Annotated in this window: 16 protein-coding genes; 6 read left to right on the plus strand and 10 right to left on the minus strand. The window is 64.5% G+C overall.

What is annotated here, in order from left to right; all coding sequences use genetic code 11:
• Nucleotides 1-459 precede the first annotated feature (459 nt).
• The 3 genes from NW75_RS21570 (at nt 460) to NW75_RS21580 (ending at nt 3,555) form a co-directional block, all read left to right on the plus strand.
• Entirely contained in the window at nt 460-1,848 is a 1,389-nt protein-coding gene (locus NW75_RS21570) for a cytochrome ubiquinol oxidase subunit I (protein ID WP_033967433.1), read from the plus strand.
• Nucleotides 1,845-2,858 (plus strand): cytochrome d ubiquinol oxidase subunit II, encoded by a 1,014-nt coding sequence (locus tag NW75_RS21575; protein ID WP_033967434.1) that lies wholly within the window; start codon nt 1,845-1,847, stop codon nt 2,856-2,858. Before NW75_RS21570 ends, NW75_RS21575 begins: the two co-directional genes overlap by 4 nt.
• A 163-nt stretch (nt 2,859-3,021) precedes the next feature.
• Entirely contained in the window at nt 3,022-3,555 is a 534-nt protein-coding gene (locus NW75_RS21580) for a helix-turn-helix domain-containing protein (RefSeq protein ID WP_052192572.1), read from the plus strand.
• Here NW75_RS21580 and NW75_RS25480 read toward each other — a convergent pair.
• From NW75_RS25480 to NW75_RS21600, 5 genes are all read right to left on the minus strand, one after another.
• The gene (locus NW75_RS25480; protein WP_197057928.1) at nt 3,482-4,123 is read right to left on the minus strand and encodes a hypothetical protein; all 642 of its coding nucleotides are present in this window, start codon (nt 4,121-4,123) and stop codon (nt 3,482-3,484) included. The two genes, NW75_RS21580 and NW75_RS25480, sit on opposite strands and share 74 nt — an antisense overlap.
• 317 nt (nt 4,124-4,440) lie before the next feature.
• Nucleotides 4,441-5,628 (minus strand): efflux transporter outer membrane subunit, encoded by a 1,188-nt coding sequence (locus tag NW75_RS21585; RefSeq protein ID WP_231565378.1) that lies wholly within the window; start codon nt 5,626-5,628, stop codon nt 4,441-4,443.
• Nucleotides 5,629-5,739: 111 nt separating this feature from the next.
• Entirely contained in the window at nt 5,740-6,864 is a 1,125-nt protein-coding gene (locus tag NW75_RS21590; RefSeq protein WP_033967435.1) for an HlyD family secretion protein, read from the minus strand.
• Nucleotides 6,861-8,525: an MFS transporter gene (locus NW75_RS21595; RefSeq protein WP_197057929.1), complete on the minus strand. Its 1,665-nt coding sequence runs from the start codon at nt 8,523-8,525 to the stop codon at nt 6,861-6,863. Before NW75_RS21595 ends, NW75_RS21590 begins: the two co-directional genes overlap by 4 nt.
• A gap of 132 nt (nt 8,526-8,657) precedes the next feature.
• Entirely contained in the window at nt 8,658-9,881 is a 1,224-nt protein-coding gene (locus NW75_RS21600; RefSeq protein ID WP_033967436.1) for a cupin domain-containing protein, read from the minus strand.
• Nucleotides 9,882-10,093: 212 nt separating this feature from the next.
• Between NW75_RS21600 and NW75_RS21605 the strand changes: the two genes are divergently transcribed.
• Entirely contained in the window at nt 10,094-10,480 is a 387-nt protein-coding gene (locus NW75_RS21605) for a hypothetical protein (RefSeq protein ID WP_156143108.1), read from the plus strand.
• A gap of 27 nt (nt 10,481-10,507) precedes the next feature.
• On the opposite strand, the gene NW75_RS23260 is transcribed toward NW75_RS21605, so the two are convergent.
• Nucleotides 10,508-11,125, minus strand: coding sequence for a DUF1275 family protein (locus tag NW75_RS23260; RefSeq protein ID WP_269430366.1), 618 nt, complete (start codon nt 11,123-11,125; stop codon nt 10,508-10,510).
• A 212-nt stretch (nt 11,126-11,337) separates the two neighbouring features.
• On the opposite strand from NW75_RS23260, the gene NW75_RS21615 reads away from it, so the two are divergent.
• Complete coding sequence (locus NW75_RS21615; RefSeq protein WP_156143109.1) at nt 11,338-11,694, plus strand: hypothetical protein; 357 nt, start codon at nt 11,338-11,340, stop codon at nt 11,692-11,694.
• Here the strand turns inward: NW75_RS21615 and NW75_RS21620 are convergent.
• On the minus strand, nt 11,691-13,217 hold the full coding sequence (locus NW75_RS21620) for a sensor histidine kinase (RefSeq protein ID WP_052192575.1): 1,527 nt from the start codon (nt 13,215-13,217) through the stop codon (nt 11,691-11,693). The two genes, NW75_RS21615 and NW75_RS21620, sit on opposite strands and share 4 nt — an antisense overlap.
• 255 nt (nt 13,218-13,472) lie before the next feature.
• Here NW75_RS21620 and NW75_RS21625 point away from each other — a divergent pair, with 255 nt between their 5' ends.
• Entirely contained in the window at nt 13,473-13,646 is a 174-nt protein-coding gene (locus NW75_RS21625; protein ID WP_156143110.1) for a hypothetical protein, read from the plus strand.
• 5 nt (nt 13,647-13,651) lie between these two features.
• Here NW75_RS21625 and NW75_RS21630 read toward each other — a convergent pair whose 3' ends face one another.
• Genes NW75_RS21630 through NW75_RS21640 form a run of 3 tightly spaced genes read right to left on the minus strand, consistent with a single transcriptional unit; the run spans nt 13,652 to nt 15,184 of the window.
• Nucleotides 13,652-14,215, minus strand: coding sequence for a FecR family protein (locus NW75_RS21630; RefSeq protein WP_156143111.1), 564 nt, complete (start codon nt 14,213-14,215; stop codon nt 13,652-13,654).
• Entirely contained in the window at nt 14,205-14,648 is a 444-nt protein-coding gene (locus NW75_RS21635) for a hypothetical protein (protein WP_033967440.1), read from the minus strand. Before NW75_RS21635 ends, NW75_RS21630 begins: the two co-directional genes overlap by 11 nt.
• Nucleotides 14,645-15,184, minus strand: coding sequence for an RNA polymerase sigma factor (locus tag NW75_RS21640; RefSeq protein WP_052192577.1), 540 nt, complete (start codon nt 15,182-15,184; stop codon nt 14,645-14,647). Before NW75_RS21640 ends, NW75_RS21635 begins: the two co-directional genes overlap by 4 nt.
• Nucleotides 15,185-15,249: the final 65 nt, after the last annotated feature.

The following is a 15,249-nucleotide window of genomic DNA, read 5'->3' on the forward strand; positions in this document are numbered from 1 at the left end:
TTTAAAAAGCTCTCCCCTCCCGATCCCCCGGATCGGAAGCGCGGATAGACCACCGCCCCCAACCGGTGTCTGTCCGGCGCTACTTTTATGCATCATGCGCCTCCCGCTCATCGCCGCGCACCAGTCACGGTGGCGGGAGAAGGTGTCAGCTTGGCATCGGCGGATCGCAAACGAGCGGGGGCAGAAATTGTCGGTCACAACACCCGGACGGTTGCGCGCCGGTCAATGGGCCGGATGGTCCGTTTCATGCCCGGTTTTGCCGGGCGATGCGGTGGACGCTGTGCCCCATTCGCGTCGGAAACGGGATGTGTTGCGATCGTTCAAGTAAAGCAACACCGTGCAATACGCCCCCACAGGGGTCGTGCACTCCTCCGGCCATGACACAGCCACCGCCAGAACGTCCCCGTTCATCGCCACGCCGGGTTTCTCGGCCAGCGCTCACTTGCGCGGAGTAGCATTATGGACACGCTAATCCTGTCGCGGCTCCAGTTCGCGTTCACCATGGGATATCACATTCTGTGGCCGGCCTTCACGATCGGCCTTGCCTGGTTCATCGTGTTCCTCGGTGCAGCGTGGCTGCGCACCCGCAATCCCGTATGGCAGGAACTACAACGCTTCTGGATCAAGGTCTTTTCGCTGGCTTTCGGCATGGGCGTCGTCACCGGGGTCGTGATTTCATACCAGCTCGGGCTCAACTGGTCCGCCTATGCCCGCGCAACCGCCAACGTGATCGGGCCGTTGTTCGTGCTGGAGGTGCTGACGGCCTTCTTTCTTGAAGCCGGTTTTGTCGGAATCATGCTCTTCGGCCGGGAAAGGGTGGGCGACAAAATCCATTTTGCCGCGTGCCTGATCGTCGCGACGGGAACCGTGATTTCCGCCTTCTGGATCATTTCCGCCAATAGCTGGATGCAGACCCCCCAGGCCTTCACCACCACCGCCGACGGACGCTTCATCGCCACCGACTTCTGGGGCGTCATCTTCACCCCATCGATGCCCTATCGCTTTGCGCATATGGTGACGGCAAGCTTCGTCACTGGCGCGTTCGTCGTGGCGGGGGTCTCGGCGTTCTGGCTGTGGCGCGGACGCCCGGGCGACCAGAGCGCTGCGCGCGCGGCGTTTTCGGCATCGCTCTGGCTCGCCGCGATCCTGGTGCCGCTGCAACTGGAAATTGGCGACCAGCATGGCCAGAATACCCGCCAATATCAGCCTATCAAATTGGCGGCGATCGAGGCTCGCTGGGACACGGCGTCCCGCGTCCCGCTCACGCTTATCGCCTGGCCGAACGAGAAGCAGGAGCGTAACGACTATGCGCTGGATATCCCTGTGCTCGGCAGCATCGTCCTGACGCATTCGCTCGACGGCCAGGTCCAGGGCCTCAAGAGCGTGCCCGCGATCGACCGCCCGCCGGTGGTGCCGGTATTCTTTGCCTTCCGGATCATGGTCGGGTGCGGCATCCTGTTGCTCGCCATCGCCATGACGGGGCTTTTCCTGCGCTGGCGTCGACGCCTGTACGACACACGCTGGTATCAGTTTGCCTGCATGGCGAGTGTGCCGCTGGGCTTCGTCGCGACGCTCGCGGGATGGACGATCACCGAGGTCGGTCGCCAGCCGTGGGTTGTGTATGGCCACCTCCGCACCGCGCACGCCGTATCGCCGCTTGCCGGTGGGGCAGTCGCCAGTTCGCTCGGGGTCGCCTTGATCCTCTACAACCTGCTGTTGCTGGGCTTCTTCTTTTATGCCGGGCAAATGGTCTTCCGCGGCCCGTCGAACCTCGCACCAACGCCGCCGGTCGGCCGCCCCGCAGGAGCCCAAGGCCTGCCAGACGCGACGTCAAGGACCAAGCCATGATCGATTATCCCGTCCTGTTCGCCCTGTTCGCTGCGCTCGCGATCGGTTTGTACGTCACGCTGGATGGTTTCGATCTGGGCGTGGGGATCCTGTTCCCCTTCGCCCCAGCGACCGCCACGCGCGACGCCATGATGCGCTCGCTTGCGCCGATGTGGGACGGCAATGAAACCTGGCTGGTGCTCGGGGGCATGGTGCTCCTCGCCGGCTTCCCCGGTGCCTTTGCCATTCTTCTACCCGCCTTCTACGTCCCGCTCGCGCTCATGCTGCTGGGGCTGGTCCTCCGCGGCGTCGCGTTCGAGTTCCGATCACAGGGCGGCCCGCTCGAGCTCGGCTGGACGATGGCTTTCTCGGGTGGATCGGCACTGGCCGGATTTTGCCAAGGTGCCATTCTGGGCGCGTTCATCACCGGCGACATTGCCGTGGCAAACGGTCAATTTGCGGGGAGTCCGTTCGACTGGCTGCAACTGTTCTCGGTCGCCACCGGTCTGGGCATGGTCGCGTTCTACGCCCTGCTTGGGGCAGGATGGCTGATCTGGCGAACCGATGGCAACACCCAGATCTTCGCGCGCGAGATTGCGCGGGTCGGCCTGCTGGCGACCGGCGCGGCGATTGCCTTGGTCAGTCTTTGGACGCCGCTTGCATTGCCTTCTGTCTGGGCGCGCTGGTTCACGCTCCCCGGGACAGTGTATCTCGCGCCGCTTCCGATCCTTGCGGCGCTTGCCTGGCTTACGGCGTGGAGGTCCTTGTGGAGCAAACGCGAATGGCTGCCGTTCGCGGCCACGATCGTGCTGCTTCTGACCGCGCTCGCCGGTCTTGGGATCAGCATCTGGCCTGCAGCCATTCCCGGCGTCATGACGATCTGGCAGGCCGCTTCGGTGCATCGCACGCAGGTCATCGTCGCAGGTGCCATTGTGGTGATCCTGCCGGTCATTCTCGCTTATGTCGGATTCAGCTACTGGGTGTTTCGCGGCAAAATCGGGGCGTCGACGGCTGGTCAGCCGCGCTATTGAGCGCGGTCGGTCGGCGAAGCGCGTTGCCCAGCCACGGCGGCATGGCCGGGCTACTTCATACCTCCGTATAAAAGTTCCCTATCTCTCCGCATGCTAGCCAAGTCCAGAGGTTGCGCGGCACCGCCCGCGACCCGGACGATAAACCAGACCGGAGACTGGCGACATGCTGCTGAATTCTGTCGAGCAATCCAAGCCTGTATCTGCGGCTGCCCTCATTCGCGGCGCGCAGGTTGCCCTGGAGACCGATCTCGACGCCGCGCGAGAATGCCTTCGCCTGCTGGACGAGATGCTGCATACCGCACCGGACGGCGGCGTTTCGCGCCCGCCCGAAACGCCGCCGGCTGCAGGCACCATTCGCGGCGGCCTGGCGGCCTGGCAAATCCGGGTGGTGACCAACCATATCGATCGCAATCTCGACCGGACGATCGGTATCGGCGAACTGGCGGCGCTCGCCAGGCTGAGCAAGGGGCATTTCTGCCGTGCGTTCAAAGTCAGCCTGGGAGAGACCGCGCGGACCTACATCACGCGTCGTCGGATCGCCCAAGCGCAAATGCTGATGGTAACGACGTCGGAAACGCTGAGCGCGATCGCAAATGCCTGCGGGCTGGCCGACCAGGCCCATCTCACGCGACTGTTCCGGCGATTTGTGGATCAGACGCCGCTCGTCTGGCGTCGCAAGTGGCAGCGGGCAAGCTAGAAGGCCCGACTGGCGCGTCGGCAAAACCGCCGATCCACTTAAACATCGATCGAGCTGGGACGGGCGCCTGACCAGCTCGACAATTGGCGGCGGGGCTCGATGGTATCGAGCCCCGCGTCTTAGGAATTACCAGCCGTAGCCACGACCGAAGCCCCAACCGAACCCGCCCCCAGGACCCCCAGGCACCCCAGTTCCACGCCGGATCGCTATATTCCTCAGCAGTCATCTGCTGCTCGTCGGCGAGATTCTTCGCCTGCATCGTCTTCACATACGCGCCATAAGCCTGCTGCGTGCCGACATAGAGGCAGTTGCAGGACTTGGGATCGGCATAGACATACTTGACGGTGTCGCCCTTGACGTTGCGAACGAACTTGTTCGCGGGCAAGCGAGCCAGCATCGCCTGACGTTCGGGCGTGTTCGCCGGCTTATCGATGAAGCCCGCTGCGGAAAGATCGTTTTCCTTGTGCGCGATCGCCTCCTTGGTGGTCACGCACCCCGACAGCGTAGCGACGAGGACTGCCGCCAGGACGGGTGCGGCGGCCACACTGGAAAACCGAGACGTGATCATAACGATAATCTCCTTAGAGCGGAAACGCCGCATGGCGCTTCGCGAGGACCCGAGCCGACTGGTTCGAGAAAGCTGTTCAGCTTCCGCTCAGGGATGCCGCAAAACCCTTGGCCGCTGAATTATACGTTGGGTTTAGCCGCGGCTTAATGCTGCGAAAACAAACGCTTCCCCTACCGCCTCGCTGTGATCGGCGGGTTGTCGATCCGGGCCTTTCAGGGTCTCAAGGCGCGACCGCAGAGCCTCCCACCGGGGCCGACCATCCGCCACCCAGACTGCGGTACAGGACGACGATCGCCCGCAACCGTGCGGCCCGCAGATCAACCACCGACAGACGCGCGCTCAACAAACTCCGTTCGGCGTCGAGCTGATCGAGATAGGGCGCGTATCCGGCACGGTAGCGGTTGACCGCCAACGCCCTTGCGGTCGCGAGCGCGGCGCGTTGCTGCTCGGCTGCGGCCAGTTGCTGTGCGAGACGCTGGTTGCTTTCCATCGCGTTTTTCAACCTCCGCAAACGCCGTCAGCGCCGCCTTGCGATAAGCGAAGGCGGCCTGATCCCGCGTTGCGGCTGCGATGGATTGTCGTGCGCGCAAGGCACCGCCTTCGAACAGCGGCGCAAGGATCGATCCGCCAAGCGAAAACAGACTGACCGGGTTGGGAAGAATATTCGATGCCACCGCGCCGCCCGAGGCCGATAGCTGGATGCGGGGCAAAAATGATGCGCGGGCGACATCGAGCTGACGATCGGCCGCTACCACGCGGTCTTCCGCCTCAGCGATATCGGGACGCTGCCGCAAGACCTGTGCGGGAAGCGAGACGGGCACCCGCACCGCGACCAAACCGTCAATGGCGGCACCCGGCGCAATCGCGCCCGGCGCTTTGCCCAACAGCAGGCTAAGACCGTTCTCCTGCCGGGTGATCGCCGATCGCGTGGCCGGCACGAGTTGCGCCGCGACCTGATACTCCGCCTCGGCCTGAGCGAGATCGAGCGCAGGCGAATAACCGGCGGCGGCACGATGACGAATCAGCTCAAGTTCCTGGGCACGGGTTGCGAGCGTGTCTTGCGCAATCGCGAGCTGCGCCTCTAGCGCGCGCAACCCGATATAGCCTTCGACCACCTGCGCCGCGACCGCCAGCCGGACCGTGTCGCGCGCGGCCTGGCTCGCCAGCAGGTCCGCCCGCGCGGCCCCGCGAGCCTCCGCCAACCTTCCAAAAAGGTCGAGCTCATATGATCCAGTCACCGACGCCGTGCCATCGACCTGGTCCAAGCCGACCCCGAAAGCGTTGAGGCTGCGACCATAGCCACCTTGACCGCCAACGCCGATCGCGGGCCTTGCCGCACTCGCGACAAGGCGGAACTGTGCCCGCGCCTGCGCAACCCGCGATGCAGCGACCATGACGTCGACGTTGTTGCGCAGCGCTTCACCCACCAATGCGTTTAGCGCGGGGTCTCCGAAACTTTTCCCACCAGTCGTTTTGGATCGCCTGGATCGCCCCCGCGCCTCCATCGACCCGCCACGCCGTGGGCGCGACGACCGCTGCCGATTGGGGGATGGACGGTCGAGGCCCGGCGCACCCCGCAAGCAGCAGCACCGCGCCCGCCGCGCTGGCTCGACGCATCATCGCCGCTCGTCCGTTTCGACGCGCGTTTCGACCGACATGCCCGGACGAAGCCGATCGAGCAGCGCCTGGCCCGGATCGGCCATGATCATCACGCCGATCCGCTGCGGAATCTTGACGAAATTCCCGGTGGCATTGTCCGGCTTCAAAACGGCAAATTCCCAGCCGCTCGCGGGGGCAATGCGCACGACGCGGCCAAGCATTCGATGGCCGCCCAGCGCATCGACGGTAAAGCTGGCGCGCTGGCCGACCGCCATGTGATAGGTCTGCGCCTCTTTATATTGCGCGATCACCCAACGATCGGGCGGGACGAGCTGCATCAACTCTGTTCCATTGGTGACAAACTGGCCGAGCCGAACGTGCACTTCGCCGATTTGCCCCGGCTCGGGCGCGCGGATCACGGTGTGCAGCAAATCGATCTCGGCAAGGTGCAATTGCGCCCGCGCCGCCTCGACCTGTGCCGACAGCCCGCGTTTGCCGACATCGACCGTGCGCAAATCCTGCCGCGCAATATCTTCACTGGCGATTGCTTCGCGCAGATGCGCTTCCGCCTGTGTCAGGGCGGCCGAGGCGCTGTCGCGCTCGCGCACGGAAATCGACCCGTCGCCGACAAGCTCGGTCGCGCGAGCCATATCGGCCTTGGCCTTGCGCAATTGCGCCTCTGCACCGGCGATCGTTGCCGACTGGCCGACCACCCCCGCCGCACGGGCCGCGCGCGCCTGTTGACTGTTCGCAAGGGCCGCGATTTGGGCATCGAGGTTGGCGCGCGCCTGCTCGAAGCGCGCGCGGTAGATACCGTCGTCGATCAGGACCAGAATCTGGCCGCGCTCGACGCGCTCATAGTCTCGCACCAGCACCCGTGCGACATAGCCGCTGACTTGCGGCGCGATCACGCTTGTGCGGCCGCGGACCAGGGCATTGTCGGTCCGCTGATCGGCACCCGCAAACGGACCTATGCCCCAAAGCTGGAGAATCCCCGAGATGGCGATCAGCAGCATTGCCACCAGTGCGGCCATGACGAGAAAGGATCTTTTGGGCGGCTCCCAAACGGTTGGTGCCGCCGATGCCGCTTCAGGGGCAGCCGCCCCGGACGACACTGCGGGGGAAGTCTCACGGTCGCTCATTCGTTACCCCTCAGGTGGCGTGCGCCTGCAAAAAGTCGAAAACGGCTGTTGACGAGGGTGCTCAGCAACAGCAGCGTGGTGGCCAAGGCGATCCAGGTGACAGCCCAGCATGAATCGTTGAACGCCAGCACATTGGCCTGATCCTGCAAAGCGGAGCCAAGCAGCGCGTTCGCTTCGCCCTGCCGATGCGCCGGATCGATCACGACGCGGGCGATACCCTCGGCATTTTGCGCCAGGCGCGATATGACACCGGGGTCACCCAGCGAAACGCTTTCTGCGATCGCTTCGGCGTGGAGGCGCGCGCGCGCGGTCTGCAACGTACCAAGAAACGCCACCCCGATCAGCCCACCCACATTCTGCGTGGTGCTGAACAGCACGACGAAGCTGACCAGATGCGTGGGCCCTTTGAGGGTCACACGCCGCAACCCATCCAGCAAGGCCGGCCCCAGAAACAGCGCAGCGCCGAAGCCCAGCAATGACTGGCTGAGCAGTAGCTGCGTTGGCCTGGTTTCGCTGGTGGATGCGGTGTCGAGCCATGCCCCGAGCGCGATCACCAGCGCCGCCACCAGCATAAGCTCGGTGAAGCGTTCGGGCTTTGCGAGGACGGCGGCCGCGATCGTGCCGGCGACCATCGCGAAGAGAACGAACAGAAACAGCGTGTGCAGTTGGTCACTGGTCAGCCCGCCAAGCGTCAGCAGGCCGATCGCGCTGTACGTCTGTTCGGCCAGCGCGACGCGAAAGACGAGCGCGATCAGCGCAAACCGGAGGATATCGACGGTGGCGAACCACCGCACCCAAAGAAGGGGCCGCGCCCGGCGTGCCTCTATCAACAGCGCAAGACCCAGCAACGGGAGGGCAATGGCCAGCGCCCAACCGAGCCACGGGGCGTCGGTCCACCACAGAAACCGCCCTTCCGCCAGCACGGTGCAGATCAGGAGCATTGCCGGAATCGTCAGCCCGACCGTCGCTGCGTCGAGCGGCTCGAACACCTTTGCCCGCTCCGTCGGGGGCAACGGCATGAGCACCAGCATCGTCAACGCGGCCAACCCCATCGTCGCGACGATGACGTGCAGGCCGTACCAATCGTTCAGCGCGATGATGTCGATCGGGAAGAGCCGCGCGATCGGAATGGCAAGCGGTGGCAAGCCGAACCCAATGACAAGCGCCATCGGTCGATAGCGCAGCGGAAACACTTGAAACAGATTGTAGAGGGTGAGCGAGGTCAGCCCGCCCGCGGCTATCCCGCTGACCGCTTGCGCCACCACCTCCATGCCGAAGCTGGGCCATAGCATTTGCAGGCACTGACCGCCGATCAGCACCACCAGCACCGTATGCATGGTCGCCGGGATGCCGAATTGCGTCCGCGCCTTTACGAGCAGCAGGTTCGCGGTGGCGTTGAAAGCGACATATACGGCGAGCAGGAGGCTGCCCTCGCTTGCATAGAGCCCGACATTCCCGGAAATCCACAACAGGTTGACGCTGACCAGGCCGTTGGACAGGCCGGCGGTCATCGCCATGACGAGCGCGGAAAGCGCATAGAGGCAGCGATTCAACGTCGTTTGGCGCGGGGCGTACGGCGCTCCGGGGAAAACCGGCCGCTCCTCGGGCTGGAAGCGATACGGTAGGACGCTGCCGCTCATCGCCGCGTAACGATGCGGCACTGCATAACGGGGTGTTCGACGGTCATGAACGGGCACCTCCGTGGGATCGAAGCCACGCGGACGTTTGCCCGCCTCGCTCCGATCCCGGCAATTCATACCTTGGTTGGTCCGGGCTTACCGGTCAGGCGATGCTCACCCGTTTGACAGCGGCACGATGCCGCGCGTGCCTTGCGGGAATTTCGCCAGGACCGATGGGTCGATGTTCAAATGCTGGCTCACCAGCGCCGGGGGCAAGTGGCTCAGCCAATTCGCCAACGACACTTCCTCATAATGGTCGGAGCGGAACACCTCGACGAACTGGAGCACATCGTCGCCGGTATTTTCGACATAGTGACCAAGATTGCGCCGCACGACCCCGACGTCACCCGCACGGAAATCGTTGGTCGTAGCCTTGGGGCCGGTGTTGAACACCGTCATCCGCGCACTGCCGCGCAGATAATATTGCCATTCGTCGGCATTGGGGTGCCAGTGCATTTCGCGCATCCCGCCGGGCTCGACCGTGACCAGTGCCGTTGCGACGTTGGTCGCGATTTTGAAGTTGCTGCTGTCGGCGATCTGGATCGACCCACCGCTGTTATTGAGGATCTTCGGCGATTTTCCGAGGCGGAAGATCACCGGCTCGGTTCCCTCGACGACCTTTGCCGCCGCCTTGTCCGCGGCAAGATCACCCGGTTCGTCGGCCTGGAAGATCCACAAATTGTGCAAGGGGATATTTGCGAAAGTTTCCACCGGCATGCCGAAATTCTTGGCCAGAATGTCGGGCGGAGTGTGCGCGAACCAGTCGGTAATCAGCAGCGTATTGCTTTCGGACTGGGCACCATCGTCGAACGCGATGACGAACTCGGCACCATCGGGCCCGAGACCCTGCAAAGAGTGGGGCAGGCCCGGCGGGAAATACCACAGGTCGCCAGCCTCGACATCCTCGACGCTCGGCCGGCCGTGGCGATCGAGCGTCGTCACGCGGCAACGTCCGCGCGTCATGATCGCCCATTCTGCGGTCTGATGCCAATGCAGCTCGCGCACGCCGCCCGGCGCAAGGTACATGTTGACGCCCGAAATCTCGTCGGAAATCGAGAAATCGGCCTGGGTCAGTTCGCGCGCCCACCCGCCCTTTTGCTGGCGTCGCGGCGAGATGTTGAACGATGACCAGAAAAACGGCTGGGTGCTGATATCGGTCGCCGGAGCGTCCATCTGCGATGGAAACTGGCTTTCGATCACCGGGTTACGCGGTCCGCCCATCGTGTTGCTACGCGGATCGTCCCGCGTGTTGATGGTGCCTTCGGCCGGCTCATCGGGGTTGCCGAAGGTTGGCACTTCGTGGTGCGGAGCGGAACTTGCACTGTGGGTGTCGGTCATGACTCATCCTTGCAAAGGGGGATTGGGCGGCCGGTGCATTGGGGCCGCCCGTCGCCAAGATGCGCCACCCAGCGCGCCGTGCCAGTCATACGAAGGTTGGGTCAGACATCCGGAGCTGCCGCCCCACACCAAGGTCTGGGCTAGACCAACGTATGATTCAGGGACAGCGGCCCGGCGCGGCATCTCATGCGGACACAAGTGGGAGAAGTACCATGACTCTGTTCGTTCGACTGATCACTGCCGCAGCCGTCTCGGTTGGAATGCTTGGTGCCAGTGGTGCCATGGCGCAAAAAATGACCAATGAGGGCCTGCCCCCCTCGGATCCGATCATGCAGGAAGCGGAATGGGACGCGCCGCGCAACACCTTCTTCCTGAACGGCGAACGCGATGTGGAATTGATCCGTTTCAAACGCGTCCACGACATCGAGATTTGCGCCGGAAAGCCCGACCCCAACGCAATTGGAGCCGCCCGCCACGGCTACCCGATCCAGGTTTCTTGGGATGCCGAGGTCGGTGTGATTGCGCCCGGCAACTGCCTGACCTTCGACGCCATGCGGGTGAAGGTGAAACCGGCCAGCGCAATACCGCAAAAATGTTGATCTTGTCGGCACCGTGAAGGTCCTTCGCTAACCGGCGCGCCGTCGCCGGATCAAGCCGATGCTGGCGGTCGTCGACACAAGTGGCAGGAGCGGTGTTGCCGCCGGCCAGTACAGTGCGATCCCGACCGCCAGCAAGCACCCGCAGGCAAGGCCAGCAACACCAGCCAGCGCGGGCTGCTCCATGGTGCCTTGCCATCGACGATGTCTCCGACAAGGTCCGTCAGCGTCCCCCGTAGCGTAGGTCGTCGTCGCACCGTGCGGCACGCCGTCGCGCTTCGCCGCGACCGTCTGCAGCGCCATCGCCGCCGCCGACAGCGTGATCAGCCCGAACACCGCCAATCCCGTATGCGGCCCGAACCACCACCATAACGCCACCGCGGCAAGGCACAGGGCGGAGGCAATAAGCGCGACCAGCGACGCATCGTTGCCGCGCGCGCGGGTCATGCGGAAACCCGCGGCCAGCGCCAGCGCAAACGCCCCGATTGCGGTCAGCGCCCCGGCCAACACCGTCTCATATCCCGGTCGCGTGAACACCGTGGCCAACACCGCGTTTCCGGTCATGTTGGCGGTGAAGATTCCCCCCCAGCGCCAGATAGGCGAAGCCGTCGGCCGCGCCCGTGCTGAACGACAGAAGGGGAAGCACAAGCGCTTGATCGCGGATTGGCTGGATCGGGGGTTGCGGGATGACGGACATGTGGCTGGCTCCTTGCAATGGAGCGCAGGCTACGAAGCGCGCGGAAACGCCGCCATCATACCTAGGCGTGCAAACCTTCGTATAGATTGGAGCGCGGACCCCGGGGACATAATTGCCAACCCGACCAGGCGAAGCCGGTATCGGCGTATCCGGGAGACATCGCATGAGATACCTCGCCATGACGGCATCCTTGGGCATGGTGCTTGGCGGCTGCGCGCCACCGTCCAAGCCCGTGGGTTGCCCAGATCCGGCGGCCGTGGCACCAGCCTCCATTGGCGGTGCGAGCTACGTCGCGGGACTGACCGGCCGACTTTCCGGCCCCGACCGCGAGAATGTCATCGCAGAGGCAATCGCGGAGATTCATCGCGCCGACCCCGGCATGAGCGCGGACGCCATCACCAACGTCCTGATCGCCGCCGACTGTCCGGTGGCCGCCGCCAAGCCTGACCACACCGAATCCGCCGACCGCCAGCGCATCGGGCAATTCCGCGCGCAGGTGGACCAGTTGCTGGGAAGCTAACCCGCGCGCGCGCTATCGTGGTCCGAGGGTGTTTCCTGAGTGACGGGCAGCCGCACGGTGAAGGTCGCGCCGCCATCGGCATTGTTCGCCGCCACCAGCGTGCCACCATGCTGCTCGATGATCGAACGGCAAATGGACAACCCCATGCCGAGCCCGGTCACTTTGGTCGTGAAAAAGGGTGCGAACAGTGCTTCGGGGTTCCCAGCAATGCCAACGCCGCGATCCCGTATCGCAAGGACGATCGTTTCGGCGTCATGCCACACCTCGAGCGACAGAATGCGCTGGTCGGCGGGGGTGGCGATCATGGCTTGATCTGCGTTGAGCAGCAGGTTCATCAGCACTTGCTGGATCTGGACGCGATCCCCGTATATCGGTGGCAGCCCGTCCAGGCCACTCAGGTGCAGGGCGACGCCATGTGCCTGCAATTCGCGGCGCAACAGGTCCAGCGTCGCGTCGACCAACGGGCCGAGGATCACCCGTTCGCGCTTGGGATCGGCGCGGCGGGCGAGGTCGCGGATTCGCGTAATCACGTCGGCGGCGCGGGTGGCGGTGGTGGCAATGTTGCCTAGACAATCCGCGACCTCGGCCGCGTCCGGTGCCTCGCGCGCGAGCCAGCGCTTGCCCGAATTGGCAAAGGTGAGGATCGCTGCCAGCGGTTGATTGACCTCATGCGCGATCGAAGCCGCCAGTTGCCCGAGCGTCGTGATCCGCGACACATGCGTAAGTTCGGCCTGCGACTGGGCCAGTTTCGCCTGGGCGCGGTTGCGTTCGGTCATGTCCAGCGCCATCACCAGAACACGGCTCCACCCGTCGCCGCCGGGCGGAAGTGTCACCCGCAAGACGACGTCGACCGTCGTTCCGGCTGCTGTACGAAAGCGTGTTTCCTCGTCGATCACCGGATCTCCCCGCAGGAGCGCAGAAACGATGCGGCCAAGTGTGGCTTCGGCAGCGGGCGTGTAATAGGCCACGAGGGTCCCGCCGATAAGCGCCGCGCGGTCGGTCAGTCCAAAGAGGCGTGCCGCGGCGTCGTTGGCATCGCGTAGGACGGCGGTTTGCCCGACGCGGGAAATCATCGCCGCATCAGGTTCTTGCCCCCGGCGCAGCACGCTATGCGCGGCCGACCAGTCGGTCTCCCAGATGGCAATGCCCGCAGCGCTGAAGATCGTCCGATAGCGCGCTTCCGAGCGCAGTCTGTCCTGCACCGCCGCCTGGTTGCGCAGACACAACCAGGCCGTCACCGCGATCGCGACCAGACTGACCGCGAGGCGCATCGCAGGCGAGCCAAAAGGCTCACCGCCGTGGCTGACGACATACGCACCCGCAGCGAGCAGGGCCCCAAGACCGCTGGTCGCAAGGACGAGTTGGCGATCGTGGTTGCGCGCCACCATCAGGACGACGAGTGTGTAAAGAACCGCTACAGCGCCTTGCAGGGGGCTGAGCGCGTCCAACGCGAATATCGCCAGCGCAACTGCAAGCGCGGCCGCGCCATTGAGCCGTCGCCTGAGCGCTCTCCCTTCCAGCATCGCGGCCCCCTCGCCCCCCTTGATCTGCCCAGCCGCGGGCGCGCGGGGCCGGATATAGCTGGCCGATCAAACCGTGCGGCGCAACCGGCATAAGCAAGCGGCCGATTTCCCGCGACGAAATTTCCCATGTGGATTGTTGGTGCGCGTGCGTCTGACAGGTGATGTTTCCATCCGAACACGCGGAGATCGATTTTGTATCTTAGCCAGACCATCCAACGCGCTATCGAGAGTGGCGCGATCCGTGAAGGAGCTACGGTGGAGGCAACCCCACTTATCCGCATTTACGAGACGTTGGTCGGGATCGGCACTGTCGCGCGGACCTGCGACCACCTGCTGCGGCAACCGGAGCCGGATCTGGCCGAACTGCGCCTGCTGGTGGCGAATCTCATCGCCGCATCGAACGACGCGATCACAATCATCCGGGACTGAGGATTTTAACGGCGGTAGCGCAACTCGATCCGCGCGGGATCGATCCGTACCACGCGCACTGGCAGGATTTCAGCCACCGTCGTGGCGAAGCGCAGCGGATCGTGAAGTCGGAAGCGTCCCGATACGCGCAGCGCAGCCACCCGCGGATCGACGATCACCAACTTGACCTCACTGCCCGCGTTTAACTGTTCGATCGCTTCGGCGAGCGTCGCATTGTCGAATTCCGCCAAGCCCTGACGCCACAGTGCTTCCGCGCCCGGTGCCAATAAGGACACCCGATCCGGCTTGCCGGCATTTGCGACGAACGCCTGACCGGGACGCAGCACCGTCGCGCTGCCACCGCCCTCGATGCGGACACCGCCCTCGAACAAGGCAACTCTCAGCGAACTGGGCGCGACACCGACCTCGAAGCGTGTCCCGACATCGATGATCGTCCGTCCGCGCGCCGCCACGCTAAACGGATGCGCGCTATCGTGCCGTACGTCGAACAAGGCACGCCCCCGGTCGAGAGAAACCCGACGCCCGTTGCCGAACGCCACGCGCGCGCGACTGTCGACGTCAAGCGTCATGCGCGACCCATCGGGCAGCACAATTGCCTTCACCGCTCCACCACTCGCGACCAAAATGTCCCCCCGCGTCACGCATGTCGGCGACGACAGGAGGCTTGGCCGGTCGGGGAAGCAGCAGCGCAGCACCGCCAATCACCGCGACCGCTGCCGCCGCCCCGGCCACCCAACGCCACGGCGGTGTGGTGGCGTTCCACGGCCCTGCGGCCAGCGCTGCGGCGCGCAAATCTTCGAACACCGCATCATCTGCTGCATCGAACGCTGACCATGCGTCTTCCAGCTTCCCCCAGGCGGCGGCATTGGCATCGTCCTCGAGCCAGCTTGCGAACAGTCCGGCCTCAACCGGTGCCCCGCTATCCTGTTGGACCTTCCACAATGCGGCCGCATCCGTCGGCGACAGTCCGCGCAGGAGCGCACGAGTAACACGCACCGTCACTGCGCCTCTCCCAATCGCGCAAGGCGCTCGGTCGCGCGCAGCATATGCTTTTCGACCGCGCTGACCGACACGCCCAGTTGCGCGGCGATGTCGCGATAGGCCATTCCCTCCAGGCGGCGCAAAATGAAGACGGTTCGCGTACGATCCGGCATCTGCGCCACGGCGGCCATCACCGCCTTGAGCGCCTCGCGGCCCGCGACGATCCGATCCGGGCCAAGTTCCGCGCCACCTCCTCGATCGGGATCGAACTCGATATGCGCATCATGCTTGCGAACGGTGCGTCGACGTCCGCGATCGGCCAGAACGCTGGCCGCGACCTGAAAAACATAACCCCGCAAATTCTCGATGCCGTCCTCGCCGCCGCGGGTGGACAGACGCAGAAAGACCTCCTGAACCAGATCCTGAACATCATCCTGTTCGGCCACACGGCGACGAAAATAGCCGATCAGCGGGTCGCGCAAGGCCTCAAGCGCAAGGCCACGCGCGTCATTCGCCGGAGAGTTTTTGCGATCGGGCACGCCATACCTGTGCGGCATCAGGGCGCAAAGTACCACCCCCCGCAATGGCACCGGATCGCGCCGGAGAGATAGGGCAAACGCAG

It is taken from the genome of Sphingomonas sp. Ant H11, from assembly GCF_000797515.1.
Classification (GTDB): domain Bacteria; phylum Pseudomonadota; class Alphaproteobacteria; order Sphingomonadales; family Sphingomonadaceae; genus Sphingomonas.

Bases quoted from the DNA above. Each gene is read 5' to 3' on its own strand.
- NW75_RS21570 (WP_033967433.1), top strand. From the start codon at position 460: ATGGACACGCTAATCCTGTCGCGGCTCCAGTTCGCGTTCACCATGGGA.
- NW75_RS21575 (WP_033967434.1), top strand. From the start codon at position 1,845: ATGATCGATTATCCCGTCCTGTTCGCCCTGTTCGCTGCGCTCGCGATC.
- NW75_RS21580 (WP_052192572.1), top strand. From the start codon at position 3,022: ATGCTGCTGAATTCTGTCGAGCAATCCAAGCCTGTATCTGCGGCTGCC.
- NW75_RS25480 (WP_197057928.1), bottom strand. From the start codon at position 4,123: ATGATCACGTCTCGGTTTTCCAGTGTGGCCGCCGCACCCGTCCTGGCG.
- NW75_RS21585 (WP_231565378.1), bottom strand. From the start codon at position 5,628: ATGGAGGCGCGGGGGCGATCCAGGCGATCCAAAACGACTGGTGGGAAA.
- NW75_RS21590 (WP_033967435.1), bottom strand. From the start codon at position 6,864: ATGAGCGACCGTGAGACTTCCCCCGCAGTGTCGTCCGGGGCGGCTGCC.
- NW75_RS21600 (WP_033967436.1), bottom strand. From the start codon at position 9,881: ATGACCGACACCCACAGTGCAAGTTCCGCTCCGCACCACGAAGTGCCA.
- NW75_RS21605 (WP_156143108.1), top strand. From the start codon at position 10,094: ATGACTCTGTTCGTTCGACTGATCACTGCCGCAGCCGTCTCGGTTGGA.
- NW75_RS21615 (WP_156143109.1), top strand. From the start codon at position 11,338: ATGAGATACCTCGCCATGACGGCATCCTTGGGCATGGTGCTTGGCGGC.
- NW75_RS21620 (WP_052192575.1), bottom strand. From the start codon at position 13,217: ATGCTGGAAGGGAGAGCGCTCAGGCGACGGCTCAATGGCGCGGCCGCG.
- NW75_RS21630 (WP_156143111.1), bottom strand. From the start codon at position 14,215: ATGACGCTTGACGTCGACAGTCGCGCGCGCGTGGCGTTCGGCAACGGG.
- NW75_RS21640 (WP_052192577.1), bottom strand. From the start codon at position 15,184: ATGCCGCACAGGTATGGCGTGCCCGATCGCAAAAACTCTCCGGCGAAT.